Raw genomic sequence first — 24,835 nt, 5'->3', positions numbered from 1 at the left:
TCGGTCAAGATGGAGCGAACCATGAGTATGTGCATAGTGGCGATCTCTTCGTATCTGGTATGCAATTGCCAGGGCCAAGACCTGCTTGTGATCAATCCCCCGGCTCAGAACTCTTCAACTTTTCCCAGGATCGTGAGCTGTTATTATATCCGTCACATAACCGATCACGCTGTCCGTAGCCGTTCCCAAAGGCGGAATGCCCGCCCCTTCCGACGGCAGTGACGTGAACTGGTCGATCCTGTCGATTGCTTCGTCGAGGTCGTCGACCACGTGAGCCAAACCATATCGCGGATATACGGCATAGTCGGCAAACCCCAGGCATACCACCGGCCGCCCCATCAGCGCGGCCTGCAAGCCCACGGTGCTGCATTCGACAAAGACGAGATCGGCCGCGAGGATGGCATCCTCCACGCTCATCACGGAGCTGTCCGGATTGTGGCCGCTCTTGCATTCGGAAGGCATCTCAAATGGAGCGTTCGGGTGCGCGCGCATCATGTATGTCAGCTCCGGGCGCCGCCTGCACAGGGCTTCCATTTTCCTGGCGAAGGTGGCCGGCGAGAGAAATGCCTGCCCGTTCTTGGCGTGACTGCTGCTGGATGCAGGGCATAGCACCAAACGCTTCTGCCCGATGCCGAGCGCCGCCCTCAGTTCCCTGCGGCGGGGTTCATCTTGCGCGACAATCGCAAGCCGATCGAACGCCGGATTGCCGGTGGCCCTTATCTGCCCTGCGAAGCCGTCGTCCTCCATCGACCGGCGCACCGGTTCCGACAGGACGGCCAGTTGGCGAGCATAGCCCGGCTGCAAGATCCATTGCCGTTCGTGTTCCAGGAACAAGTCTCCCACCGCCAGGCCGGGAATGCCTTCGGCATGAGCGCCAAGCTGGGCAGCGAGTTCGAATCTCGGGCTGGTGGTGCTGATGACGAGATCGGGCGTTGTGCGGCGAAAGTACCGTCGGAATGCGTCGACCGGACAAAAGGCCATGCGCCCCTGGTCTTCTACCCGCTCGATCGCGGCCTCCTCTCCCATCTCCAGCGCCAGGTCGCGAAGACCCAGCGCGAAATAGGCACGGGTCTGGCTCTCGGTGATGTCCGGATGAGCCGATTCGCCCAGGAATCGTTCAGCCAGCGACAGCCAGCGACGGTCTTGTTCGGGCACCAACAGGGCCTCGACCGACTTCGCCGCCACCCCTTGCCGTCGCAAGAGCGCGTAGGCCGTGGTCAGACCGATCGTGTCGGTTTCGAATCCGGCCGATTGCAGCGCCGGCACCAGAGCGGCGATGATCTGGGCATGCCCACCCCCGTAGCTGGTCAGAAAGATGCGACCGTTCATCGGTTGGCGCGTTGCTGTGGCCGTGCCGGAACGCCCGTCCAGGTTCCGCCGTGCGAGATATCTCGCGCAACCAGGGCGCCGCCGCCGACGATTGCTCCTGAAGCCACCCGCACGCCCGGGAGGACGACGGCGCCAGCGCCGATCAGGACGCCGTCACCCACCACGGCGCCCCCTCCGATCACGGCGCCCGATGCCACGTGCGAGAAGCTCCCCACGCTACAATCGTGCTCGACGACCGCGTTGGTGTTGATAATGGTACCCGCACCAATCCTGGCCTCCACGTTTACCACGGCGCCAGCCAGAATTTGCGTACCCTCGGCGATGTGATCGGTGTAGACCCGGCCCGGTTCGATGATGACCGCGGAAGCGATGCGTTCGGCAAGTCGTTCATGCAACTGCCGGCGTCGCTCGTTGTCGCCCAACGTGACGACCACGCGCAGATCGGATCCTGCAGCCAGGATGTCCTGGACCGATGCGAATGGCACCGGGTACCCGCAAACGCTCTGCCCCTGCAATGCGTGATCGCAGAATACAATCGAGCGCACTCCTGCTTGAGTAAGCTGCGACGCCACGACCCTTCCGTGGCCGCCGGCACCGAACAGGCACACGGCGGGGTCAGGCGACATCGACGTCGCTCACCATCTGATCCTTGCTCACAGAAGTCGCCAACCGCTGGCCAACGAAGCGGTCGTAACACTCCGGCGCCACCCCTCCGCCGGGTCTCTTCGCGGTGAGATCGCCGGGCCCAAGGACGTGCCCCTCGGCAAGCGCGCGCCGATAGACCAGGCTCTTGCGAGCGACCGCTCGCACGTCCATTTCGACTTCCCGGGGGCGCTTGACGCCGTCGCCGAGGCCCGCCTCCACCTGGCGCAGCAGCGTCACCAGGTTCTGGAAGGCATCCGGCTCCAGCGACGCGGAGTGGTCCGGCCCCGGCATACCAGCGTCCATGGTGAAGTGCTTTTCCAACACGGCCATCCCCAGAGCCCGGGCGACAAGGGCCGCATGCGGCCCCGCCGTATGGTCGGAAAATCCGACCGGACATTGAAAATGCTGCTGCAGCACGGGCAGAACCCGGAGATTCTGATCTTCGATCGCGGCCGGATAATTCGACACGCACTGCAGTATCACAACCGGGACATCGTTGCCGAGCCAGCTACGCGCCGCAACGATCTCTTCGAAGGTGCTCATGCCGGTCGACAGGATAATCGGCAGCCCCGAACGCCCCGCCAGGTCGAGCAGTGGCTTGTTAGTCATTTCGCCCGACGCCCATTTTAGACAGACCGGATCAAGCGATACGACAAATTCCAGGCTCGGGGCATCGAAAGCCGTCGAAATGAAATCGATCCCGATCCTGTCGCAGTGAGCTTTCAGATCGACAAAGGCAGAAAAAGGAAGCTCGTATTCCTTGAGCATGTCGAACTGCGAGCCATCGCCCACGTTCCGCGACTGATATTCTGCCTTGCGGGCCTGCGGCAGTATGAGCTCTTCCGTTACGTAAGTCTGGAACTTTACTGCGTCAGCGCCAGAAGATGCGGCGAGATCGATGAGCTTGTGCGCCAGCTCGAGGTTGCCGTTATGATTTACCCCTATCTCGGCAATCACGTAGGCAGGATGATCGCCGCCGATCGGGCGCTCGCCGAAATGAAGCAGCGGGGCGTTCAAGACTCATCTCCCTTTCGCGCGCGAATAAGCTGCGCCACATCGAATACCCGATCACGGGTCGCCACACGATTGTGCTCCAGCCCCTCCGCATCCATCGCAAGAAACCGTTGATAGATGGCCCGCAATCGCGCCATCTCATCGGGGAAATCAATGCTTTTCTTCAGCTCGGCGAGATTTTCCGGATTGCGGTGAAATGTCTGACTGAGGATCGCGGCCGTCGAACCCAACCGGACATGCTCGCCCAACAGGAACTCGGGGCTCACGATACCTTCACGGGCGCGCGCCAGTCCTCCAATTCCGAACCGGACGCCCGCATTCCTCAAGGCAGCGCAAGGCTCTTCGAGATAGCCGTTCGCCAAGGGTTCGAACAAGAAGACATCCCCCAGGTCGAGGTGCAAGTCGTTCAGGCCGATGTGCAACCTTCGCAGTCCAAGCTGTTTCACCATATCCGGCAGGGCCGCGACCGACCGCGCCGTTTCGAAGAGTGGGACCGGCTCAGCCCGGTCGCCGAGCAGATCGAGGAACCGGGCAAGGGTGTCGATATCGTGGAACATGGGGAGCATGACAGCGTCGGCTCCCCTGGCGATCACTTCGTCGAGCTGAGCCTTCGTACCGTCATGGAACGGATCGATCCGCACGAGCAGTTCGGCATCGCCTACGACGCCACGGATCCGGCTCACGTCCTCGATGTCTTGCTGGCTTTTCCAGGTACCCAGGTGTCCCTGGCGTTCGGCCTTCCCCAGTCTTTCGAGATCCACCATAGGCGTGACGCCCTTGTCCCGGCATATGTACCGGGCGATCTCCGGATCACTCAGGATCATCAAGAACTGCACAAAGTCTCCTGATTTTTACGCGTGTGCCAGCAGCAGCGGCCGGACAGCAGCGCATCGTGTCGATGACGAGATTACCCAAACGGGCGATAGGGGGCGGCAGCTTTCTCCAGCCAGACAGGGTCCTGGTCGATGAACAAGCGAAACCATATCTCGAGGGAGATCAAGGCCCGGATCTGCCGGGTATAGTTGTGAGTCCCGTGTATGTGGGCCTCCAGCATCTCCGAAAGCTTCCGGCTTTCGACCAGCCCCCGGCTTTCCAAGCGCCCGTCCAGCAGCAGCTCCCTGCAATAGCCCGCCAACGACTGGCGGAACCATTCGCCGATCGGCACGGTAAACATCTGCTTCTTTCGCCATGTCAGGGCGTCACCGAGAAGATCGCGTACGGCCAGCTTGTAGATCGCCTTGGTTTCCTGACCTTGCAGTTTCATGGCACCGGGCACCGAAAACGCGAACTCTGCCATACGGTAGTCTAGAAAGGGCGAACGGACCTCCAGCGAGTTGGCCATTGCCATCCTGTCCGGCTTTACCAGATTGTTGCCCGGAAGGAGGATCGCGGTTTCCGCATGGAGAACCTGGTTGATGGGGTCTCCGCCGGGAGCGCGCTGCATCTCCTTCAACAGCGCGCGATACGGGTCCGTCTCGCGAAATGCCGCAGCCAGCTCGCCGCTCAGCAACTGTTCGGGTTCGTCGTCCAGCAACAGGCCCGACTGCCTCGCAAAGTCATCCTGCCAACCTTCCGGAAGGTCTTCGGTCCCGCTGGCAAAAAAGCGTGCGTACTTCTCATAGCCTGCAAACAGCTCGTCGCCGCCGTCGCCGGTGAGTACCATCTTAACGTCGCGGGCAGCGAGCGCCGAAACCTGATACATTGGGATGAAGGACACATCGCCGTGCGGCTGGTCGACGTGCCAGATGAATTTCGGCCACAGCTCGGCAGCTTCGTATTCCGTGACGCGCCGCTCGTGCAAGGTTCCGAAACGCCTGGCCGCGGCCCGGGCATGGTCGCTCTCGTCAAACCGTGGATCGTCGAACCCGATCGAGAAGGTGCGAACGGGGTCCGTCTGGTACATGCTCATGAACCCGACCACGGACGAACTGTCGAGCCCACCCGAAAGGAACGCGCCGAAAGGCGCATCGGCCCGCATCCTTATGCGAGTTGCATCGTCGAGAAGAGCCAGAAGACCCGATTTCGCCTCGGCTTCGCTCATGTCCCGCTCGACCGCCACGGCGCTCAGGTCCCAGTAGCGAGTCAGACGAATGCCAGCCGGCGTTATCTCCGCCCAATGCGCTGGCGGCAGGTGTCGAATACCCTCGAAGGCGGTTTGATCGGGCGGTATATAGTTGAGCGCAAGATACTGTGCGATTGCATTCAGGTCCGGTGACCGCTCGATCCCTGTCGCCAGCAACGCCTTGATTTCAGATCCGAACCAGAGCCGGCCTGATTCCGGATCGCCCGACAGATAGAGCGGCTTGACGCCCAGCCGATCACGATACAGCCGAAGAGTTCCGCCCTCGTCGCGACCATCGTAGACGGCTATCGCGAACATCCCGTTGAGACGCGTTACGAAACCCGGGCCCCACGTCTCGTAGGCTCGCAGCAAGACCTCGGTGTCACCGCTGGTTGAAAAGCGCGCGCCCTCCCTCAGCAGCGATTCCCGCAGTTCCAGAAAGTTGTATATCTCTCCGTTCTGGACCAGCACGATCTGGCCGTCTTCGGAGAAAAGGGGCTGATCGCTCCTTTCGCTGAGATCGATGATCGAAAGACGACAGTTCCCGACCGCCGCACGCTCGTTGTTCCAGACGCCGCGGGCATCGGGTCCGCGGTGCCAGATTGACCCGGCCATTTCTTCCAATACTGCTGAATCGAAATCTTGCGCGCGAAACGAATAACCGCCGAAAATGCCACACATCAGACCAGGTTCTCCGTCAGGATGGACCGCACCGCGGCAATAATTCTGTCCTGCTCCGCCACGGTCAGGTTGGACCCGGTGGGAAGGCACAAGGCTCGCTGGAAGTGCGCAGCCGACACCGTGACCTTCTCGGAATGGGGAGCGAATGCAAAACCATGGCACAAGGGCTGCATGTGCAGGGGCTTCCATCCCGGGCGCGTCTCGATGCCGCCCTGTCGAAGCTTTCGCATGATCTGATAGGGATGGATCGCCAGGCGGTTGGGGTCGAATTCAATCGATGTCAGCCACCGGTTCCCGAGTGAGCGCGGACTATCTTCCTGAAAGGCAATGCCTGGAAGATCGCTCAACCCCGCCTTGTAACGCTCGAATATCGCGCGACGTGCCGCCACTCTGTCGGACAAGACGTCGAGCTGGCCCAGCCCCACCCCGGCCAGAATGTTCGACATGCGATAGTTGTATGCGATCGTGCTGTGCTGGTAATGCTCTACCGGATCGCGCCCCTGCGTCGCGAGATAACGCGCGCGCTCTGCGATCTTCGGATCGTCGGTGACCAGGGCTCCCCCGCTCGAGGTGGTTATGATCTTGTTGCCGTTGAACGAATAGACACTGATCACGCCATGCGCCCCGCTCGGGCGATTGTCATAGACCGCACCCAAGCTCTCGGCGGCGTCCTCGACCAGGGGCAGGCCATGTTCTTCCGCGATCGTCAGGATTTCCCCCACATTCGCGGACTGTCCATAGAGATGAACCAGGAGGATCGCCGCGCCTTTCCGATCACTCGCGGCATCGGCTTCAATCTGCCGACGCAGTGCCCCGGGCGACATGTTCCAAGTACCAGGTTCGGCGTCGATGAGGGCCGGTTCGAGACGTTCGTACAACAGCGGCTGTACGCTCCCGACAAAAGTCAGGTCCGAAACGTATACCCGCGCACCGCGCGGCAAGTTGAGCGCCCGCATGGCAAGGTGCAGGCCGGCGGTCCCGGATGAAACGGCAACGGCATGCTCCCTTGTGCTGAGAACCGCCAGACGTTTCTCGAACGCGTCCAGGTTGGGGCCCGCAGGCGCGACCCAGTTGTCGTCGAACGCCTGCTGTACGTGTGCCGCCTCGCCACCTCCCATATGGGGTGGGGACAAAAGGATCGCCCCGCTGAGCATTCCGCGATCGACCAGATCGACCGGCTCCCCCGCCGCATCCGTCACAACAAGTGCATTGACGCCATGCCGGTCCATTTCCTGAAGCAACTGAGCAGGCGCGGTCTTCTCCGGCACCGTAACGGCCCGCTGGGGAGGAAGGCATGAAATGGCATCGTCCAGCAAGGCGCCGCCCAGCAAGGCCCGGCGAATGTCGCCGTCTGTCACGGTCCGAAGAAGACGTCCCCCTTCGTCCAGCACCAAGCCAAGCTTGATCCTGTTGCGATCGAGACGGGCCATCACGGTGCGGATGCTGGCGTCAGATCGCACGATAGCGCGCTGCAAGGTGTCGTTATCGGTCATGCAAATCCACAAAGATAAACCCGGAGAAGAAGTCCGGCCCTCGGGCACGAAAAGGTCAGTATCGTTTCGTCAGCAACTTACAAGGCATCTAACCCTCCCACGGCTCCATCACGCAGCCGTATCCGTCGCGCAGGGTGGTGGTTTCGGCGGCGAGGAAGGGGAAGCGGGCGGTGACGCTGCGGTTCTCGACGTCTTCGGTCAAGGTGACGAGTTCCATCCCGGCCAGCTTGTCCTTCTCGCAATCGTCGAGACTGCGCCCCGCGACGAAGCGACACGAACAGGCCACGCGCGCCGAATAGGCCGCGGCTATGCCCGAGTAACCGGCGATCGGCGCGCGGAAATGCCAGGCCAGGCCGGCCAGGACGGCGGCCGCCAGCGCGAGCCACAGGGGCCAGCGCCTGCGCCGGGCGCGCCGGGTGCCATGCCGTGTTCCGCGGGATCTGTTTGCCATTGCCAAGCCCGGTTTGCTGCGCGAGGGAAAGCCGCATGTTCCCGCGGCCCGCCTCCCTTATCGCCTGCCTCGCCCTGCTGCCAGCCCTGCTTGCCTGCAGCGGTGCCGAGCCGCCGCCTCCGCCGCTGAGCGAAGAAGCGCTGGCCGCCGTGTCGGACGATCCCGGCGCCCCGGCGCAGCAGCTGGCGCGCCAGGTGGACGACCTGTTCGCCGGCGACGCCGCGGGCGAGACCCGCGCGCTGATCGTGATGCACGGGGGCGAGATCGCCGCCGAGCGCTACGCCCCCGGATATGGCCGCGAAACCCGCTTCGCCAGCTGGTCGATGGCCAAGACGGTGACCGCGGTGATGATCGGGATGCTCGTGGCCGACGGGCGTCTGGCGCTCGACGAATCGCCCCCCGTCCCGCGCTGGCAGCGGCCCGGCGACCCGCGCGGCGAGATCACCTTGCGCCAGCTGCTCCAGATGCGCAGCGGCCTGCGCCATACTGAAGCCGGCGACCCGCCCTACGAGTCGTCAGAGGTACGGATGCTGTTCCTCGACGGGCGCGACGACATGGCCGACTGGGCCGAGAGCCAGCCGCTGGAGGCGGAGCCGGGCAGCACGTTCGAGTATTCCTCCGCCACCAGCGTCATCCTGGCCGACATCGCCGCGCGCGTCCTGTCGCGGCGCGACGAGCCGGAGGCGCGGCGCGAGGCGGTCGCCGGCTATCTCCACACCCGCCTGTTCGGGCCGCTGGCGATGGAATCGATGGTGCCCGAATTCGACGCCAGCGGCACGCTGATCGGCGGCAGCCTGATCCACGGCACGGCGCGCGACTGGGCCCGGTTCGGCGACTTCCTGCGCCACAAGGGGTCATATCGCGGGAGCCAGCTCGTGCCGCGCAAGTGGGTCGAGGCGATGACCCGGCCCAGCCCGCGTCGCGAGAACTACGGGTTCCAGACCTGGCTCAACCGCCCGGTCCCGGGCGAAAGCGACAACCCGCTGTTCCCCGGCCGCGCGCCGCGTTCGATGTTCGCGGCGATCGGGCACATGGGCCAGTACATCCTGGTATCCCCCGAACAGAAGCTGACCGTCGTGCGGCTGGGCCATTCGGACGCGGAGGAACGCGCGGTCCTGTTGCAGGAGCTGGCCGATATCGTCGAGCTCTACCCCGCGACCTGACCGCCGCCGCCATCGGCCCCGTCGGGCAGGTGGAAGGTTCCCTCCACCACCATCACGCAGGCGCCGCCCAGCCAGGCCCGATCGCCTTCCAGCCGGCAGGCGAGATCGCCGCCGCGGCGCGAGGCCTGGTGCGCGGTGAAGCTGTCGCGCCCCAGCCGCGCGGCCCAGAAGGGGGTGAGCGCGGCGTGGGCCGAGCCGGTCACGCTGTCCTCGTCCACCCCGCCGCCGGGCACGAAGACCCGGCTGACCACGTCGCTCGCGCGTCCCGGCGCGGTGCAGATGAACTGGTCGTCGCCCAGCGCGCCGAGCCCGCGCAAGTCCGGGTCGAGCGCGCGGACCGCGTCCTCGTTCGCGTAGAGGTAGATGCCGTAGCCGTCGGGGTTGCGCCACACCTCCTCGGGCTCCGCGCCCAGCAGGGCCACGGCCTCGGGCCAGTCCGAACGCGCGGTCGGGATGGCGGGCAGTGCCAGCTCGTACCCGGCGGCGCTGCGCCGCACCTCGAGCACGCCGGCCTTGCGCGTGCGGAAGCGGACGCGATCGCCCCCGTCGCGGCCCAGCAGGACGTGCCCCGCCGCGAGCGTCGCGTGCCCGCAAAGACGGATCTCGCACGCCGGGGTGAACCAGCGCAGCTGCCAGTCGGCATCGCCGCCCGCGTCCTTCACCACGAAGGCGGTTTCGGCGAAGTTGTTCTCCTCCCCGATCGCCTGGAGCACCTCGTCGGGCAGCCAGTCGTCGAGAGGCATGACGGCCGCCTGGTTCCCGGCAAAGGGCCGGTCGGCGAAGGCATCGACGTGCCAGTAGGGCAGTTTCATCCGGCGTCCTTTCCCAGTTTCTCGAACTCGTCGGCCTCCACCAGCGGGTTGCCCGGGTCGTCCACGTGGCCCCGCGGGTCGATGTGGATCAGCAGCTCCATCTCGGGGAAGTGGCGGCACAGGTCGGCCTCGACCCGCTCGATGATCGCGTGTGCCGCGGCGACCGTGGTCGTGCCGGGCAGGTCGACGTGGAACTGCACGAAGTCGCGCGTCCCGCTCGACCGGGTTCGCAAGTCGTGCAGGTTGGACAGTTCCGGGTGGCGCGCGGCCAGTTCGACGAAGCGCTGGCGCTTCTCCTCCGGCCATTCGCGGTCCATGATCTGGTCCACCGCCTCGCTGCCCGCGCGCCAGGCGCCCCACAGCAGCCAGCCGGCAATCGCCAGCCCGAACAGCGGGTCGGCGCGCGAAAGGCCCAGGTACTGGTCGAGCACCAGCGCCGCGATCACCGCGAGGTTGAGCAGCAGGTCGGACTGGTAATGGACGCTGTCGGTCCTGATTGCGAGGCTGCCGGTGCGGCGGATCACGTGGCGCTGCCACGCGATCAGGGCGAAAGTCGCCGCGATCGCGACCAGCGAGACGGCGATCCCTTCCCCGGCGGCGGCGGTCTGCGTCCCTTCCACCAGGTGCGCGATCGCGCGAAAGGCGATGCCTGCGGCGGAGAGCGCGATCAGCATGACCTGGAAGATCGCCGCCAGCGCTTCCGCCTTGCCATGGCCGAAGCGGTGATCCTCGTCCGCCGGCATGGCCGCGATCCACACGCCGGCGAGCGTCGCCAGGCTGGCCACGAGGTCGAGCGCGGTATCGACCAGGCTGCCCAGCATGGCGGTCGAGCCGGTCCGCCAGGTCGCCCACCCCTTGATCGCGGCGAGGAACAGCGCGACCGCGATCGAGGCCCAGGCCGCGCTGCGGGTAAGCGCGGCCCGGCGCGCTGCCCCGTCCGCGGTCATGGATAGAGCAGGGTGCTGTCCCACCCTTCCCCCGTGCGGGTGAACAGGCGCCGGTCGTGCAGGCGATTGGGCCGGTCGAGCCAGAACTCGATCCGCTCGGGCGCCAGGGTGAAGCCCGTCCAGTGCGGCGGGCGCGGCACCTGGCCCGCGGCGCGGCACGCCTCGCCCAGCGCCTCGACCCGGGCGACGTAGTCGGCCCGGTCGGCCAGCGGGCGCGACTGGTCGCTGGCCGCCGATCCGACCTGGCTGACGAAGGCGCGCGAATGGAAGTAGGCGTCGGCCGCGGCCGGGGAGACTTCGGCCAGCGGCCCCTCGATCCGCACCTGGCGACGCAGGCTCTTCCAGTGGAACAGCAGAGCGGCGTGGGGGTTGGCGGCGATCTCCTCCCCCTTGCGGCTGCGGGCATTGGTGAAGAAGGTGAAACCGTCCGCCCCGTGCCCTTTCAGCAGGACCATCCGCACCGAGGGGCGCCCGTCGCGCGTCGCGGTGGCCAGCGCCATCGCGCCGGGATCGTTCGGCTCGGCCTCGCGCGCCTCGGCCAGCCAGGCGTCGAACAGCGCCAGCGGGTCCGATCCGGGCAGTTCGGAACGCGCGCCCTTCACCGCCCGCCCCCCGGACATGGGCCGCCCAGACATGGACCGCCTGTTACACTGTCCTGGGACAAGAAAACCGGGCCCGCGCGCCAGTCGGCGACAGGCGCGCGGCCGAGCGCCGAACGGGGGGGCGCAGAACGGGGGGGCGCGGAACGGGGGGGCGGGGCGATCATGCCTGCCGCCCTAACGCGCCCGCGGCATGTAGGAAAGCCTGGCGCGCCTTGCGCCCGCAGACTGTTGCACCTAGCTAACACGCCATGGCCGATCCTTACGCAACGCTGGGCATATCGCGCAACGCGACCGAGAAGGAGATCAAGAGCGCCTATCGCAAGCTGGCGAAGGAGCTTCACCCCGATCGCAACAAGGACAACCCGAAGGCGGCCGAGCGGTTCAGCAAGGTGACGCAGGCCTACGACCTCCTGGCCGACAAGGACAAGCGCGCCCGCTTCGACCGGGGGGAGATCGATGCCGACGGCAACCCGGCCAATCCCTTCGCCGGAATGGGCGGTGCGGGCATGGGCGGCGGGCCCGGCGGCTTCGGCGGCGGCGGACAGCGCGGCTTCCGGGCGGAGGATTTCCAGGGCTTCCAGCAGGAAGGCGTGGACCTGGGCGACATTTTCGAAGGGCTCTTCGGCGGCGGGCAAGGCGGCTTCTCGCGCAGTGGCGCGCGCGGGCCGGGCGGTTTCGGCCATCAGCGCCGGCCGCCCCCGCGCAAGGGCGCGGACATCGCCTATCGCCTGCGCGTGCCCTTCGTCGATGCGGCCACGCGCAAGGACCAGCGGATCACCCTGGCCGATGGCAAGACGATCGACCTCAAGCTGCCTGCCGGGGTGGAAGACGGGACGCAGATGCGGCTCAAGGGCAAGGGCGAACCGGGCGCGGGCGGCCATGGCGACGGGATCGTGACGATCGCGATCGATCGCCACAAGTTCTTCCGCCGCGACGGCGACGACGTGCGGCTGGATCTGCCGATCACCTTGTCCGAGGCGGTCGGCGGGGCCAAGGTCCGCTGCCCCACGGTGGACGGGCCGGTCATGCTGACGATCAAGCCCGGGACCAGCGGCGGCACGACCATGCGCCTGAAAGGCAAGGGGTTTTCAACCAGGTCCGGCACGCGCGGCGACCAGCTGGTGACGCTGGAGATCACCCTCCCGCGCGACACGGCGGAACTCGCCCGGCGGCTGGAGGGATGGCAGGACGACAGCAACCCGCGCGCGGACATGGGGGGCTAGCGGGCCGGGGCCGAACCCGCGCGCGCGAGGAACGCCGATGAGCGAAACCGACCTTCCCGATCCAGAGGAACGCCGCATCCACACCCTCTCGCCCGAAGAGCGGCGGCGCGAGGCGATCGAGCAGAAGATGGGCCTGCGCGGGCAGGTGGCGCGCCGCGTCGGCCCCGGCACCCGCGCATTCGAGGTGGGCAAGCGGGTCTTCATCGGCACCTACAACGACGGGTTCATCCACGCCGGCAACCTCGCCTACATGTCGATGCTGGCGATCTTCCCGTTCTTCATCCTGGGCGCGGCGATCTTCTCCCTCGTGGGGGAGGAGAGCGAGCGCGCCGCGACGATCGAGGCCGTGCTCTATGCCCTGCCGCCGATGGTGGGCAACGTGATCGAGCCGGTGGCGCGCAACGTGATCCAGTCGCGCACCGGCTGGCTGCTCTGGGCCGGCGGCCTCGTCGCGCTGTGGACCGTGTCGAGCCTGATCGAGACGATTCGCGACATCCTGCGCCGCGCCTACGGAACCGCCGCGACCGAGGCGTTCTGGAAATACCGGCTGCTGTCGGCCGGGGTGATCGTGGCCGCGGTGATCCTGCTGATGCTGTCGCTGATCGCGCAAGTCGTGATCGGCGCCGCGCAGGAGATGATCGACGCCTACCTGCCGTGGCTCTCGCACGTGATCGCCGAACTGCAGATCTCGCGCCTGATCCCCGCCTTCGGCCTGTTCGGCTCGCTCTACCTGCTGTTCTTCACCCTGGCGCCCAAGGCCTATCGCCAGCGGCGCTATCCCAAGTGGCCGGGCGCGCTCGTCACCACCGCCTGGTGGGTGGCGGTCACGATCGCGCTGCCCCCGGCGATCCGCCAGTTCTTCAGCTACGACATGACCTACGGCAGCCTGGCCGGCATCATGATCGCGCTTTTCTTTTTCTATCTCGTCGGCCTAGGGGTCGTTATAGGCGCCGAGCTCAACGCCGCGCTGGCCGAAACTCCCGAGGAAGAGGAGAACCGCATCGGCCAGGCCGACGATCGGCGCCGCGCCGCGGCCCGGCAGGCGGCGGAGCAGGAACGCGAAACGAAAGAGGATACGGCATGAGCGGTTTGATGGCTGGGAAACGCGGGCTGATCATGGGCCTCGCGAACGACAAGTCGCTGGCCTGGGGCATTGCCCGGCAGCTGCGCGAACAGGGCGCGGAACTGGCCTTTTCCTACCAGGGCGAGGCGCTGGCCAAGCGCGTGCGGCCGCTGGCCGAACAGCTCGGCAGCGATTTCGTGTTCGAATGCGACGTGTCGGACATGGATGCGCTCGACGAGGCCTTCGGCCGCCTGCGCGAACGGTGGGAGACGATCGATTTCGTCGTCCACGCGATCGGCTTTTCCGACAAGAGCGAACTGCGCGGGAAGTACCTCGACACCAGCCTCGAGAACTTCCTGATGACGATGAACATCTCCGCCTACAGCCTGGTCGCCGTGGCCCGGCGGGCGGCGGCGATGATGCCCGATGGCGGCAGCATCCTGACGCTGACCTATTACGGCGCGGAAAAGGTCATCCCGCATTACAACGTCATGGGCGTGGCCAAGGCGGCACTGGAAACCAGCGTGCAGTATCTCGCCAACGACCTCGGCCCCGACAACATCCGCGTGAACGCGCTCAGCGCCGGGCCGATCAAGACCCTGGCGGCCAGCGGGATCGGCGATTTCCGCTATATCCTCAAGTGGAACGAGCTGAACTCGCCCCTGCGCCGCAACGTCACGATCGACGACGTCGGCGGGTCGGGCCTCTACCTGCTCTCCGACCTCGCCTCGGGCGTCACGGGCGAGGTGCACCACGTCGACGCCGGATACCACGTCGTCGGCATGAAACAGGAAGACGCGCCGGACATCGCGCTCGACAAGTAAGGCTCAGGCCCCGGCAACCGGCGGCGCAGCAACGCCGCCGTTGAGGCGGGGGAAGCAGCGCGCCAGGGCAAGCAGGACGGTCGGCAGGGCCATGGTGAAGACAATGTCCCACGCGGTCTCCACCGCCAGCGCCCTGCCGGCCGAGCCGTAGGCCAGCGCCCGCGACCAGTCGAGCAGTTCGTTCCAGCACTCGAGCGCGAGAACGAGCAGCCAGGGCCACCAGCTCGCAAGCCCGCGACGGGCGAACGCGGCAAACAGGATCTGCGCCAGGACCCCGAGATAGGCGTGAAGTACCGGATGGCTCACCGCCGTCCAGTCCGAAAGCCACAGCTTCCACCCGATCCACACCTCTGCGAAGCGAACGAGCCAGGGCTCCACCTGCGCCACGAGCGCCACCGCCGAAAGGTCTGTCTCCATCGGTCGCCAGATAGGGGCGAGGGGGTGCCCGGCCAAGAGGAAATCCCGTGCGTTTTGCCCGTGTTGCTTGACAGGTCCACTCTGAGAGGAGACGGCGGCGGCCTGACGTATAACGCTGGAACAAGAGTGAGACGCGATCTGTGTCGAGGCAGAGCTCATTAGGCCGGGGTCGTTTGTCGCGATCGACATCTCGCGGTCGCCCCGGAGAGGAGGCCGGCCGGCTCCCCTCGCGCGTGCACGGCATCCGCGGCCGAGTTTTCTCGCCTGCAAGCAGACTGGTCGTGCTGTGCGGCTTTCTCCTCGTGGTGTTTCTCACTGGGGGCAGCTCGCGAGAGGACATGACCGGGTTGCTGGTTTTGCGGCCGGTTTCCATTCTCGTCCTCGGCTATGGCCTGCTGACGCTGTCCGGAGAGCACGTGCGTCGCTACTGGCCGCTCGTTCTCATAGCCGGTGCCGCCGTAATCCTCGCCGTGGCTCATCTCCTGCCCTTGCCGCCGGCGCTATGGCAGGCCCTGCCCGGGCGGGAGACCGTGGTGGCGATCGACCACGCACTGGGCTGGTCGGAGCTATGGCGACCGCTGACGCTCGATCCCCAGGCCTCGCGCAACGCCCTCATGGCCCTGGTTACGCCCTGCGCGGTCATGGTCCTGGCCATCCAGCTCGACGAGCGGCAGCGAGAACTGCTTTTGACTTCTCTGCTGGCCCTGGGCGCGCTCACCGCCCTTTGGGGCATCCTGCAACTGATGGGCAACCCGCGCGGGCCGCTCTATCTCTACAGCAAGACGAGCTACAGCTTTCCGGTCGGTCTGTTCGCCAACCGCAACCACCAAGCGGTTTTCCTCGTCAGCCTAATTCCGCTGCTCTACGCCTGGGTCAGGCTTGGGCACGGCTCCTGGACCGATATCCGTTCGTCCAGAGGACGGCGCGGAAGTGTCGCAATCGGGGGCATGCTGGTTCTCATACCCCTGGTGCTGATCGCGGGTTCGCGGGCAGGGCTTCTGACCCTGGTTCTCGCTTTGTGCGGTACGGCCGCCCTGCTCGTTCTGGCTCCCGCCGGCCGTGCCCGGACTTCCCGAACCCGGCGCCTCGCCCGGTGGGGGCCGGCAATGGTCGGCGCGGCCGCCATCGCCGGACTGGTTCTGGTTACGATCGGCGTGGGTCGCGACCGGGCGTTCGAGCGGCTGCTCGGCGCGGACTCGCTCGGCGGACTGAGGGCAGATCTCCTCCCGGCCACCTGGGACATCGCGCTGAGGCAACTTCCATGGGGTTCCGGCATCGGTTCGTTCGACGACGTCTACCGCATGTACGAACCGGATGGCCTCCTCATGCCGTCTTACGTGAATCACGCGCATAATGACGTGATCGAACTGTTCATGACGGGAGGAGTGCCCGCCCTCCTCATCCTGGCTTTTGCGATGGCCCTCTACGTCCACCGGTTCTGGACACTTGTGCGCAAACGGGCCGCGGGGCTTCGCGCTGCGCCGCTTTGCGGGGCGGCGCTGCTGGCGCTGGCCATCCTGTTCGTCGCGTCCCTGATAGATTATCCCCTGCGGGCACCCGCCATGGCCAGCTTCGCGGTTCTTCTGTCTATCTGGGCGAGCAAAAGCACGGTAGAGGATGCCGGAACGGATGCCCGCCGGTCGATCGATTCTTCGGGACCATGAAGAGAAACCAGGCCGGCATCGACTAAGCTTGCTTATCAGAAATGCTCGGCTAGTGCTGCCGCAGCACGATAGATTGGACGAATAGAAACGCATGTCGATATTCAGGTATTTCCTCGGTTGTTTTCTGGCGGCCGGTCTGCTGGCCGGCTGTGCCGGTGGGAACCGGCCCGTCGGCCTGTCCCCGGGGATCGAACTGACCGAACTGGACAGCCTTCCCGTGCCCGAAAGCGGCTACGTTACCCGGGTTCAGCCAGGCGACCTGCTCGAGATCACCGTTCTGAATTCGGAAGAACTGAGCGGGACATATGTCGTCGACGACGACGGCACGCTGGATTTCCCCCTCATCGGTCGCGTGCCGGTTGCCGGCGATTCGGCGACGACCGTCGGAAAGAAGGTCGCTTCGCAGCTGGAAGGCCGCTTTCTTCTCAACCCGAATATCAGCGTCATCCCGTCCGAGCTTTCGCAACCCACGGTGTCGGTGGGCGGCGAAGTGGAAAAGCCCGGCTCCTATCCGGCACGCCTTTCACGAACCCTCCTTCGGGCGGTGAACACCGCCGGCGGACTGTCCGAATTCGCGAAGTCGGACGATGTACTCGTGCTGCGCTCGGTCGGAGATGTCACGTATATCGGGGTGTACAACATCGAGGCGATCCAGCGCGGGAACTACCCCGATCCGCAGATCTATGCCGACGACATCATAACCGTGGGCGATTCACCCGGGCGTCGTCGCCTCCAGACCATCCTTCAACTCGTCCCCCTGCTGTCGACATCGGCGATCCTGGTCGATCGCATCGGCAACTAACGATCCGAGAAAAGCATAATGGCAGAAGCAGTCATATATTCCGCCCAGCCGGATCCGGCGGGGGACACCGGCGAGAGCAGCGGCATCCTCGCGTTTGAGCGCTATTGGCGCCAGGCGATCAACTCGCGCGTCTGGATTGCCGCGATCCTGGGCGCCGGCATCGTGCTGGGCCTGCTCGTCACCTTGCTGTCGACGCCACTCTACCAGAGCACGGCGGTAATCGAGATCAGCCGGGTGACCTCGAACGTGACCAACATCGAAGAGTCGGAGATCGAGGAGCTCCAGGCCGACGAGCAGTATTTCCAGACGCAGTATGAACTGCTCGGCTCCCGCTTCCTGGCCGAGGCGGTTGTGGATGCCGGCAATCTCACTGCCTCGACGGAGTTCCGCAATGCATTTGCCGACGACCCGGAAGTGCCGCTGGAGCGGCGCGAAGCCGTCAAGATCCTTCTCGACAATGTCAGCATAGACCCGGTCCGCATGTCGAACCTGGTCAATGTCCGGTTCTCCAGCCCCAGCCGCACCCTGTCGTCCGACATCGCGAACCTGTGGGCCGAACAGTTCCTTGCCGCCAATTACGAGAAGCGCTTCGGCGCCAATATCGATGCCCGGCGCTATCTGCGCGAACAGATCGCCGAGCTGCGTGAACGGCTGGCCCAGTCGGAAAAGGAACTGGTCGATTACGCCAATGCCAACCAGATCGTGATCGTCGATGCCAGCTCGGCCAGCGACGACAGCAGCAGCAGCACGGCGCGTTCGCTGATCGGCGACAGCCTGACGACGCTGAACGAGGCTCTGGCCCAGGCGACGGCCAAGAGGATCGCGGCGGAAAGCGCCCTGCGGGCCCGTTCGACAGCGCCGGAAACACGCAATGCGTCGAGCCAGCTGTTGACCGCGCTTGCCACGGCCGAGGCGAAGCTGGCGAGCCTGCAGGCGAACTTCGGCCCCGATTATCCCGAAGTCCAGGCAGCCCGTTCGGAAGTCGAGGCCATGCGCGAAGCGATCGCGGCTTCGCGCGGACGCGACATTTCGGCCCTCGAAGCCGCCTATCGCCAGGCACGCGGCGAGGAAGCCGCGCTCGAGGCCCAGGTCCAGCAAATCCAGCAGCGGTTTCTCTCGCAGCAGGGCGGCGGGATCCAGTACGGCATCCTCAAGCGCGAGGTCGAGACCAACCGCCAGCTTTACGACGCGCTGCTGCAGCGGTCGAAGGAACTCGAAGCCGCAGGCGCGGGCAAGAACAACATGACGGTGGTCCAGCCGGCAGTGCCGGCGGAAGAACCCTATCGCCCCTCGCTGCTGCTCAATCTCGCGCTCAGCCTGCTCGCCGCGGGCGTGGTCGCGGCGGCGTTCGTCTTCCTGCGCGAGACGATGGACCAGACGCTGCGCGATCCCAACGATGTCCAGCGCCTGCTGGGCATCCCGGCGCTCGGCCTGATTCCGCGGGTCAACGAGGACGATATTCTCGAGGAACTGAACCGGCGCAGTTCGGAGCTGTCCGAGGCCTATGTCGCGGTTCGCTCGAACATCTCGTTCCTGACCCCGCGCGGCGCACCCAAGTCGCTGATGCTGACCAGCACGCGGCCCAACGAGGGCAAGTCGCTGACCTCGGTCGCGATCTGCCGCAGCTTCGCCCAGCTGGGCAAGCGCACGCTGCTGATCGACGCCGACCTGCGGAACACCGCGCTGTCGGACTTCCTCGGCAAGCAGGCGCGCGCCGACACGGGCCTGAGCAGCCTGCTCGCCGGGCAGGGAGACCCCCTGTCGCACATGATCCCGATCGAAGAGCACGGCTTCGACCTGATCCCGAGCGGCGCGACCCCGCCCAACCCGGCCGACCTCCTGGCCAGCGATGCGCTCGCCCGCCTGATCCGTTCGCTCGAGGAATCCTACGACTTCATCCTCGTCGACGGACCGCCGGTCCTGGGGCTGGCCGACGCGCTGGAAATCTCCACCGCGGTCGAAGGCGCGGTCTACGTGATCGAATCGAACGACGTGAAGATCCGCGCGATCGAGACCGCGATGCGCCGTCTGCGCTCGGCCAACGCGAAGATCTACGGCGCGATCATAACCAAGCTCGACGAGCGCAACTCCGCCTATGGCTACGGCTATGGCTACGGCTATGGTTATGGCTATGGCGACACGGACCGCGACGCCCATGCCGCGACCGGCTGACACGCCCCGCGCCTGGCGCATCGTTCTCGCCGGGCTGGTTTTCCCGGTCCTGGCCATTGGCGCCGGCGCGCAGACGCTGGCGATCGTGGGCGAGAGCACCCGCCCCAAGGAAGCTGCCGCGGCGGCCCCCTGGGACGGCTCGGCCAAGGCCCACCTCGCCAAGGGCGCCTACCAGGGACAGCTCGCCGCGGGAGAAACGGTGGCGCCGCCCGAGCCCTGGATCGTCGAGCTGGCTCGCGACGCCTATCGCCGCCAGCCGCTGACGCCGGAGGCGCTTGCCGTCATCGGTGCGAGCCTGCCGGACGAGCAGGCGGACGCGTTCTGGGAGCTTGCGGCCCAGGTCAGCCGGCGCGATACGCTGTTGCAGGGCCTGTTGCTCGATCACCACCTGGGCCATGATGATCTTGATCGCTCGATCAGAGTGCTGAACCAGCTTCTTCTGGTCAGGGAAAATCAGCGCGAGAGGTTCTTCGCCGCGCTTAGCCAGGCCCTTCCCGATCCTCGATCGATCGACCCGTTCGTCGAGATCCTCGCCGCGGATCCGAAATGGGGCGACGCCTTCCTGGTTGCCGCGTCCCGAAACGAGGAGGGCCTCGAGAACCTCAGCCGCATTCGTCATCGGTTGCCGGACGGATCCATCGAAGCGCATGTGGACCAGGCGCTGATTTCGGCGTTCGCGCGGTCCGGCCAGCTGGACCTCGCCCATGATCTCCACCGCCGCCTCGCGCAGAAACAGGGCGAGCGTCCCGGGTGGCAGGCCAGCACCATTCCGCCCTTCGACTGGCGCTTCGTCGACGAACCCGGTTTTCGGGCCCAGCGCGATCCGGAAAGCGAACAGCTGGACCTGCTCATCGCCCGAGGCAAGGGCGGGCCGTTCGTGACGAGGATCTTCCGTGCCCAAGGCTCATCGATACGGTTGCGCGCCAACCACCAGCTCGAGCCCGCGGCCCAGGCCCGGCGTCTTTCGGTGTCGGTATCATGCGCCGCAACGGGAGAAGTCCTGGCACAGGAAAACTTCAGAGAGCGGCAAATCGCTCTCGATACTGCCATCCCGGAGCGATGCCCGTTCATCGCGGTTGTGCTGTCGGGCCGAGCCTGGTCGGACGAACCGCGACTGCATGGCACCATTTCACCGATAACCGTGACCTTCGGCGCCGGCGGGCAAGATGCCGATCAATAACGTCATGAAGCCGTAGCAGTCGGCGAGGCAGAAGCAGACACCATGCGCAAAGTGCTTGTCACCGGCAGTGCCGGCTTCATCGGTTACCACCTGTCGCAGCTGCTGCTGGACGAGGGGTTCGCGGTCGTCGGCTACGACGGGTTGACCGACTATTACGACGTGCGCCTGAAGCAGCGGCGCCACCAGATGCTGATGCAGAACCAGCATTTCAGCGCCACCGTCGGCATGCTGGAGGATTTCGACACGCTCCGCGATCTTGCCATGGCGGAGCGGCCGGATGTCATCGTCCATCTCGCGGCCCAGGCCGGCGTGCGCTACAGCCTCGAGAACCCGCGCGCCTATGTCGAGGCGAACATGGTCGGCACCTTCAACGTGATGGAGTGCGCGCGCGAACTCGATGTCGACCATCTGCTGATGGCCTCGACCAGCTCGGTCTACGGCGCCAACGAGGAAATGCCGTTTCACGAGCGGGAGAAGTGCGACACCCCGCTGACGCTCTATGCCGCGACCAAGAAGGCCAACGAGGCGATGGGTCACAGCTACGCGCACTTGTGGAACCTGCCGACCACGATGTTCCGCTTCTTCACCGTCTATGGCCCCTGGGGCCGGCCCGACATGGCGCTGTTCAAGTTCACGCGCGGCATTCTCGAAGGCACGCCGATCGACATCTACAACGACGGCGAGATGTACCGGGACTTCACCTACGTCACCGATCTGGTGCGCGGCATCCGCCTGCTGATCGACGCGGCGCCGGTCCGTCCGCAGGCACCGGAAGAGATTGGCGCACACGACAGCCTGTCTCCCGCCGCGCCGTTCCGGGTGGTCAACATCGGCAACAGCGACAAGGTCCGCCTGATGGACTTCGTCGAGGCGATTGAGGCCGAGTGCGGACGCGAAGCGGTCAAGAACTTCATGCCGATGCAGAAGGGCGACGTGCCCGCGACCTGGGCCGATGCGACGCTGCTGCAGGAGCTGACCGGCTATCGTCCGCAAACCGACGTGAAGGAAGGCATCCGCCGATTCGTCGCCTGGTACCGCGAGTATTACGGCGTCTAGCTAGCCCGCGAGGCGCAGGCCTGGTCGGCGGGGCGCGACCGGCGCGACGTCCGGCCAGATGCCGCGGGTGTCGTAGATGACGGCACGGCCGCGCTCTTCCGGGGGGACGACGCGGAAAATGTCGTGGTCGACCAAAACGACGAGAACGCCGCAGGTTTCGAGCGCGGTGTCGAGGTCGATCAGCGTCGCACCCGTCCCCTCGAACTCGATCGGCAGTTCGCTGGCGTAAGGTTCCACCACGTGCATCCGGTCCCCGAACTTTCGCGCCAGGCGTGCGGCGACGAAGCGGGCCGGGCTTTCGCGAAAGTCGTCGATATTCGCCTTGAACGCGAGGCCGAGACAGGCGACCGGCACGCCGGGGTTTGCCTCGATCAGCTGCTCCGCCCGTTCGACGACGTGATGCATCTTGGCATCGTTGATCTCGCGCGCGGAGCGGATCATGCGCGCCTGGTCGGGCGCGCCATGGACGATGAACCAGGGATCGACCGCGATGCAGTGCCCGCCGACGCCCGGGCCCGGCTGGAGAACGTTGACGCGGGGATGACGATTGGCGAGCCGGATCACCTCCCACACGTCGAGCCCCATGTGATCGGCGATCATCGACAGTTCGTTGGCGAAGGCGATATTGACGTCGCGGAAGGCGTTTTCGACCAGCTTGCACATTTCCGCGCTGCGGGCGTCGGTCGTGACGCAGCTCGCCCGCACGAAACGCTTGTAGAAGGCGAGCGCCTTGCGCGCGCAACGCGGCGTGATGCCCCCGATCGAACGGTCGTTGTTGGCGAGTTCCTCGAGGATGCGGCCCGGCAGGACCCGTTCCGGACAATAGGCGATCGCGACATCGGGCGTCTCGTCGGTCCGGCCGGGAAGCCGCAGGTCGGGGCGCAGGCCGGCGATCAGGTCGCGCATCGCCTCCGTCGTGCCGACCGGCGAAGTCGATTCGAGGATGACCGTGTCGCCCTTCTTCAGCACGCCGGCGACCTCGGTCGCGGCGGCCATGACATAGGACGTGTCGGGCGTATGGTTCCCGTCCTTCTCGAACGGGGTCGGCACGGCGATCACGAACACGTCGGCCGGGCCGATCTGGGTCGAAGCCGACAACAGGCCGCGCTGGACGACGCCCCGCACGAGCCCGTCGAGATCGACTTCCTCGATATGGATCTCGCCGCGGTTGATCGTGTCCACCACGTCCTGCGACAGGTCGACCCCGGCCACCGGGCAGCCCGCGCGGGCAATGATCGCCGCCGTGGGCAGGCCGATGTAGCCCAGGCCGATAACGCATACCTGTGGTTTGTTCTCGCCGCGCATTGTCGCTCCGCTCGTGTCCGCGTTCACGGCATGGCTCTAGGCGGCGCCGGTAAACATACCGGTAACGATGACGTTCGCCCGTTTCAGGCAGCGAGAAGCTCCAGAATGCGCCCGCTGGCCCGGCCGTCGCCGAACGGGTTGTGCGCCCGGGCCATCCGGTCGTAGGCCGCCGCGTCGTCGAGCAGGCAGGCGGTCTCTGCCACGATGCGCGCGGAATCGGTGCCGACGAGGCGCGCCGTCCCCGCCTCCACCCCCTCGGGGCGCTCGGTCGTCTCGCGCATGACGAGCACGGGCTTGCCCAGCGCGGGCGCTTCCTCCTGCACGCCGCCGCTGTCGGTCAGCATCAGGTGCGCGATATCGAGAAGCCGCGCGAAGTGGGGGTAGTCGAGCGGTTCGATCAGCGCGACGTTGTCGAGCCCGGCAAGCCGATCGTTCATCACCGCGCGCACGTTCGGGTTCAGGTGGACGGGAAAGACAACCGCCACGTCGGGCCGCTCCGCCAGGGTGCGCACCGCATCCGCGATCGATTCCATGCCCTGGCCGAAGTTCTCCCGCCGGTGGGTCGTCACGCCGATGATGCGCCGACCGGCAAAGCGGCCTTCCAGCGGGGCGAGATCGGCCGCAAGCTCGGGCTGCCGACCGATCTGCCCGGTGATCCAGTGGAGGGCGTCGATCACCGTGTTGCCGGTGACGTGGATCGCCGCCGGGTCGATGTTCTCGCGCCGCAGGGCCGCAGCGGCCGTGTCCGTCGGCGCGAAGTGCAGCGCGGCCATCGTGCCGATGATCTTGCGATTGACCTCTTCCGGCCAGGGGTGGTGGATATCGCCGCTGCGCAGGCCCGCCTCGACATGGGCGACGGGCACCTTGCGGTAATAGGCCGCGAGCGCACCGGCCATCGCCGTGGCGGTGTCGCCCTGGACCACGACCACGTCCGGCTGTTCGCTATCGATCACCTGACCCAGCCCGGTCAGCAGGCGCGCGGTCAGCGCGTCGAGCGACTGGTCGGGCTCCATCAGGTCGAGATCGTGGTGCGGCTCCACCCCGGCGATCGAGAGGACCTGGTCGAGCATCCCGCGGTGCTGCGCCGACACGCAGACGCGCGATTCGAAGCGCGAATCCGCCTCCAGCGCGTGGACGAGGGGAAAGAGCTTGATGGCTTCGGGCCGGGTCCCGAATACCGAGAGGATCTTGCGCGGCGAGGTCATGCGCCCGCCCATAGCGCAAGAGGGTTAACGACGCCTCAGCCTTCGGGCGGCGGCGTGGTTTCCTGTGCCTGGGGGGTCTCCATGATCGGCTCGGCCGTCTCGCTCGGCAGGATCGCGGGGTTCTCCTCGCCCGGCAGGTCGGCATCGCGCTCGCGCTCGAGCCGTTCCATGTATTCGCGCTCGATCTGCTCGACCCGCTCCTGCTCGGCCGCGGCGGCTTCGTCGATCGTGGAGAGCCGCTCGGCCCGGGCCGCGGCGATCAATTCGCTGAAGCGCACGTTGGCCGAAGTCGCCCGTTCGCCATAGGCCTGTTCGATCAGCTGCTGGGTGCAGCCGGTGAAGCCGCCGGCGCCGGCGGTCGAGCACGACAGCGTGCCGAAATCGCCGATCATCTCCAGCGTCTCGACCCGGCGGGTCCAGGCGACGTTTTCCGGGTCGTCGCTGAAGCGCAGCGTCTCGGGAATGCGGTAGCGTTCCGATTCGGGAAGCCGGGCGACGACGCAGATCTCTTCCTCCCCGCACGCCGGCGCGGCGTCTTCGCCATAGACGATCGACATGCGGACATCGTCGGTCAGGGCTTCCCCCGTTTCCTGGGCCGAAGCCGGCGCGGTCAGCAGGGCGATCCCGGCGAGGGCCGTTGCGGCGAAGAGCGATTTCATGGCGTTTCCCATCGTTTTCGGCGGCTGCGCGCCGGTTGTCGCGGTTTCGGCGTGAACTCTATATGA

At 66.1% G+C, this 24,835-nt stretch carries 23 protein-coding genes; 9 read left to right on the top strand and 14 right to left on the bottom strand.

The features are described from left to right. Window positions 1-114 precede the first annotated feature (114 nt). The 7 genes from T8T98_RS15545 to T8T98_RS15515 all read right to left on the bottom strand — a co-directional run bounded on the left by T8T98_RS15545 (window position 115) and on the right by T8T98_RS15515 (window position 7,675). Complete coding sequence (locus tag T8T98_RS15545; RefSeq protein WP_251104548.1) at window positions 115-1,329, bottom strand: hypothetical protein; 1,215 nt, start codon at window positions 1,327-1,329, stop codon at window positions 115-117. Next, on the bottom strand, window positions 1,326-1,901 hold the full coding sequence (locus T8T98_RS15540; RefSeq protein WP_251104549.1) for an LbetaH domain-containing protein: 576 nt from the start codon (window positions 1,899-1,901) through the stop codon (window positions 1,326-1,328). Before T8T98_RS15540 ends, T8T98_RS15545 begins: the two co-directional genes overlap by 4 nt. A 43-nt stretch (window positions 1,902-1,944) precedes the next feature. Continuing rightward, window positions 1,945-2,991, bottom strand: a complete 1,047-nt coding sequence (locus T8T98_RS15535; RefSeq protein WP_251104550.1) for an N-acetylneuraminate synthase family protein — start codon at window positions 2,989-2,991, stop codon at window positions 1,945-1,947. Further along, window positions 2,988-3,815 (bottom strand): hypothetical protein, encoded by an 828-nt coding sequence (locus tag T8T98_RS15530; RefSeq protein ID WP_322295759.1) that lies wholly within the window; start codon window positions 3,813-3,815, stop codon window positions 2,988-2,990. Before T8T98_RS15530 ends, T8T98_RS15535 begins: the two co-directional genes overlap by 4 nt. An 80-nt stretch (window positions 3,816-3,895) precedes the next feature. Then, complete coding sequence (asnB, locus tag T8T98_RS15525; RefSeq protein ID WP_251104552.1) at window positions 3,896-5,731, bottom strand: asparagine synthase (glutamine-hydrolyzing); 1,836 nt, start codon at window positions 5,729-5,731, stop codon at window positions 3,896-3,898. Beyond that, window positions 5,731-7,224 carry a DegT/DnrJ/EryC1/StrS family aminotransferase gene (locus T8T98_RS15520; RefSeq protein WP_251104553.1) on the bottom strand — a complete coding sequence of 498 codons (1,494 nt, stop codon included), beginning with the start codon at window positions 7,222-7,224 and terminating at the stop codon, window positions 5,731-5,733. Before T8T98_RS15520 ends, asnB begins: the two co-directional genes overlap by 1 nt. Window positions 7,225-7,312: 88 nt before the next feature. Continuing rightward, window positions 7,313-7,675 (bottom strand): hypothetical protein, encoded by a 363-nt coding sequence (locus T8T98_RS15515; protein ID WP_251104554.1) that lies wholly within the window; start codon window positions 7,673-7,675, stop codon window positions 7,313-7,315. 35 nt (window positions 7,676-7,710) lie between these two features. On the opposite strand from T8T98_RS15515, the gene T8T98_RS15510 reads away from it, so the two are divergent. After that, window positions 7,711-8,838: a serine hydrolase domain-containing protein gene (locus T8T98_RS15510; protein WP_160733428.1), complete on the top strand. Its 1,128-nt coding sequence runs from the start codon at window positions 7,711-7,713 to the stop codon at window positions 8,836-8,838. Here T8T98_RS15510 and T8T98_RS15505 read toward each other — a convergent pair. The 3 genes from T8T98_RS15505 to pdxH are packed head-to-tail and all read right to left on the bottom strand — an operon-like array spanning window position 8,823 to window position 11,217. Continuing rightward, window positions 8,823-9,650 (bottom strand): PhzF family phenazine biosynthesis protein, encoded by an 828-nt coding sequence (locus T8T98_RS15505; RefSeq protein WP_251104555.1) that lies wholly within the window; start codon window positions 9,648-9,650, stop codon window positions 8,823-8,825. The two genes, T8T98_RS15510 and T8T98_RS15505, sit on opposite strands and share 16 nt — an antisense overlap. Further along, complete coding sequence (locus T8T98_RS15500) at window positions 9,647-10,597, bottom strand: cation diffusion facilitator family transporter (RefSeq protein WP_160733430.1); 951 nt, start codon at window positions 10,595-10,597, stop codon at window positions 9,647-9,649. Before T8T98_RS15500 ends, T8T98_RS15505 begins: the two co-directional genes overlap by 4 nt. Further along, a complete protein-coding gene (gene pdxH, locus T8T98_RS15495; protein ID WP_407675050.1) occupies window positions 10,594-11,217 on the bottom strand; it encodes a pyridoxamine 5'-phosphate oxidase in 624 nt (207 codons plus the stop codon). The genes T8T98_RS15500 and pdxH overlap by 4 nt, the downstream gene beginning before the upstream one ends. A 230-nt stretch (window positions 11,218-11,447) precedes the next feature. Between pdxH and T8T98_RS15490 the strand changes: the two genes are divergently transcribed. From T8T98_RS15490 to fabI, 3 genes are read left to right on the top strand one after another with little or no spacing between them, the layout of a single operon-like run. Beyond that, on the top strand, window positions 11,448-12,422 hold the full coding sequence (locus T8T98_RS15490) for a DnaJ C-terminal domain-containing protein (RefSeq protein WP_251104557.1): 975 nt from the start codon (window positions 11,448-11,450) through the stop codon (window positions 12,420-12,422). Window positions 12,423-12,459: 37 nt separating this feature from the next. Then, window positions 12,460-13,506, top strand: coding sequence for a YihY/virulence factor BrkB family protein (locus T8T98_RS15485; RefSeq protein WP_251104558.1), 1,047 nt, complete (start codon window positions 12,460-12,462; stop codon window positions 13,504-13,506). Beyond that, window positions 13,503-14,309, top strand: a complete 807-nt coding sequence (gene fabI / locus T8T98_RS15480) for an enoyl-ACP reductase FabI (protein ID WP_160733434.1) — start codon at window positions 13,503-13,505, stop codon at window positions 14,307-14,309. Before T8T98_RS15485 ends, fabI begins: the two co-directional genes overlap by 4 nt. Before the next feature lie 3 nt (window positions 14,310-14,312). Here the strand turns inward: fabI and T8T98_RS15475 are convergent, their stop codons facing one another. Beyond that, window positions 14,313-14,726, bottom strand: coding sequence for a hypothetical protein (locus T8T98_RS15475; protein WP_251104559.1), 414 nt, complete (start codon window positions 14,724-14,726; stop codon window positions 14,313-14,315). 338 nt (window positions 14,727-15,064) lie between these two features. On the opposite strand from T8T98_RS15475, the gene T8T98_RS15470 reads away from it, so the two are divergent. The 5 genes from T8T98_RS15470 to T8T98_RS15450 all read left to right on the top strand — a co-directional run bounded on the left by T8T98_RS15470 (window position 15,065) and on the right by T8T98_RS15450 (window position 21,600). Next, entirely contained in the window at window positions 15,065-16,390 is a 1,326-nt protein-coding gene (locus T8T98_RS15470; protein ID WP_251104560.1) for an O-antigen ligase family protein, read from the top strand. A 91-nt stretch (window positions 16,391-16,481) separates the two neighbouring features. Continuing rightward, window positions 16,482-17,192 (top strand): polysaccharide biosynthesis/export family protein, encoded by a 711-nt coding sequence (locus tag T8T98_RS15465; RefSeq protein WP_160733437.1) that lies wholly within the window; start codon window positions 16,482-16,484, stop codon window positions 17,190-17,192. Window positions 17,193-17,210: 18 nt separating this feature from the next. Then, on the top strand, window positions 17,211-19,364 hold the full coding sequence (locus T8T98_RS15460) for a GumC family protein (RefSeq protein WP_322295758.1): 2,154 nt from the start codon (window positions 17,211-17,213) through the stop codon (window positions 19,362-19,364). Then, the gene (locus T8T98_RS15455) at window positions 19,324-20,544 is read left to right on the top strand and encodes a hypothetical protein (RefSeq protein WP_251104562.1); all 1,221 of its coding nucleotides are present in this window, start codon (window positions 19,324-19,326) and stop codon (window positions 20,542-20,544) included. The genes T8T98_RS15460 and T8T98_RS15455 overlap by 41 nt, the downstream gene beginning before the upstream one ends. Window positions 20,545-20,586: 42 nt before the next feature. After that, entirely contained in the window at window positions 20,587-21,600 is a 1,014-nt protein-coding gene (locus T8T98_RS15450; RefSeq protein WP_251104563.1) for an NAD-dependent epimerase/dehydratase family protein, read from the top strand. Here T8T98_RS15450 and wecC read toward each other — a convergent pair whose 3' ends face one another. The 3 genes from wecC to T8T98_RS15435 all read right to left on the bottom strand — a co-directional run bounded on the left by wecC (window position 21,601) and on the right by T8T98_RS15435 (window position 24,769). After that, the gene (gene wecC / locus T8T98_RS15445; protein ID WP_160733441.1) at window positions 21,601-22,905 is read right to left on the bottom strand and encodes a UDP-N-acetyl-D-mannosamine dehydrogenase; all 1,305 of its coding nucleotides are present in this window, start codon (window positions 22,903-22,905) and stop codon (window positions 21,601-21,603) included. Between the two features lie 83 nt (window positions 22,906-22,988). Then, entirely contained in the window at window positions 22,989-24,110 is a 1,122-nt protein-coding gene (gene wecB, locus T8T98_RS15440; protein ID WP_251104564.1) for a non-hydrolyzing UDP-N-acetylglucosamine 2-epimerase, read from the bottom strand. A gap of 35 nt (window positions 24,111-24,145) precedes the next feature. Continuing rightward, the gene (locus T8T98_RS15435; protein ID WP_251104565.1) at window positions 24,146-24,769 is read right to left on the bottom strand and encodes a hypothetical protein; all 624 of its coding nucleotides are present in this window, start codon (window positions 24,767-24,769) and stop codon (window positions 24,146-24,148) included. Window positions 24,770-24,835: the final 66 nt, after the last annotated feature.

Origin of the sequence: Pelagerythrobacter marinus (genome assembly GCF_034375205.1) — a bacterium.
GTDB classification, from domain to species: Bacteria; Pseudomonadota; Alphaproteobacteria; order Sphingomonadales; family Sphingomonadaceae; genus Pelagerythrobacter; species Pelagerythrobacter marinus.
The sequence above is the reverse complement of the archived record's forward strand: the minus strand, read 5'-3'. Positions and strand labels throughout refer to the sequence as shown.

Excerpts from the sequence above, each read along its gene's own strand:
- T8T98_RS15490 (WP_251104557.1), top strand. The coding sequence starts at position 11,448 with ATGGCCGATCCTTACGCAACGCTGGGCATATCGCGCAACGCGACCGAG.
- T8T98_RS15505 (WP_251104555.1), bottom strand. The coding sequence starts at position 9,650 with ATGAAACTGCCCTACTGGCACGTCGATGCCTTCGCCGACCGGCCCTTT.
- T8T98_RS15515 (WP_251104554.1), bottom strand. The coding sequence starts at position 7,675 with ATGGCAAACAGATCCCGCGGAACACGGCATGGCACCCGGCGCGCCCGG.
- asnB (WP_251104552.1), bottom strand. The coding sequence starts at position 5,731 with ATGTGTGGCATTTTCGGCGGTTATTCGTTTCGCGCGCAAGATTTCGAT.
- wecB (WP_251104564.1), bottom strand. The coding sequence starts at position 24,110 with ATGACCTCGCCGCGCAAGATCCTCTCGGTATTCGGGACCCGGCCCGAA.
- T8T98_RS15470 (WP_251104560.1), top strand. The coding sequence starts at position 15,065 with ATGACCGGGTTGCTGGTTTTGCGGCCGGTTTCCATTCTCGTCCTCGGC.
- T8T98_RS15500 (WP_160733430.1), bottom strand. The coding sequence starts at position 10,597 with ATGACCGCGGACGGGGCAGCGCGCCGGGCCGCGCTTACCCGCAGCGCG.
- pdxH (WP_407675050.1), bottom strand. The coding sequence starts at position 11,217 with ATGTCCGGGGGGCGGGCGGTGAAGGGCGCGCGTTCCGAACTGCCCGGA.
- T8T98_RS15510 (WP_160733428.1), top strand. The coding sequence starts at position 7,711 with ATGTTCCCGCGGCCCGCCTCCCTTATCGCCTGCCTCGCCCTGCTGCCA.
- T8T98_RS15475 (WP_251104559.1), bottom strand. The coding sequence starts at position 14,726 with ATGGAGACAGACCTTTCGGCGGTGGCGCTCGTGGCGCAGGTGGAGCCC.
- T8T98_RS15455 (WP_251104562.1), top strand. The coding sequence starts at position 19,324 with ATGGCGACACGGACCGCGACGCCCATGCCGCGACCGGCTGACACGCCC.
- T8T98_RS15520 (WP_251104553.1), bottom strand. The coding sequence starts at position 7,224 with ATGACCGATAACGACACCTTGCAGCGCGCTATCGTGCGATCTGACGCC.
- T8T98_RS15465 (WP_160733437.1), top strand. The coding sequence starts at position 16,482 with ATGTCGATATTCAGGTATTTCCTCGGTTGTTTTCTGGCGGCCGGTCTG.
- T8T98_RS15435 (WP_251104565.1), bottom strand. The coding sequence starts at position 24,769 with ATGAAATCGCTCTTCGCCGCAACGGCCCTCGCCGGGATCGCCCTGCTG.
- T8T98_RS15450 (WP_251104563.1), top strand. The coding sequence starts at position 20,587 with ATGCGCAAAGTGCTTGTCACCGGCAGTGCCGGCTTCATCGGTTACCAC.
- T8T98_RS15460 (WP_322295758.1), top strand. The coding sequence starts at position 17,211 with ATGGCAGAAGCAGTCATATATTCCGCCCAGCCGGATCCGGCGGGGGAC.
- T8T98_RS15485 (WP_251104558.1), top strand. The coding sequence starts at position 12,460 with ATGAGCGAAACCGACCTTCCCGATCCAGAGGAACGCCGCATCCACACC.
- T8T98_RS15545 (WP_251104548.1), bottom strand. The coding sequence starts at position 1,329 with ATGAACGGTCGCATCTTTCTGACCAGCTACGGGGGTGGGCATGCCCAG.
- fabI (WP_160733434.1), top strand. The coding sequence starts at position 13,503 with ATGAGCGGTTTGATGGCTGGGAAACGCGGGCTGATCATGGGCCTCGCG.
- wecC (WP_160733441.1), bottom strand. The coding sequence starts at position 22,905 with ATGCGCGGCGAGAACAAACCACAGGTATGCGTTATCGGCCTGGGCTAC.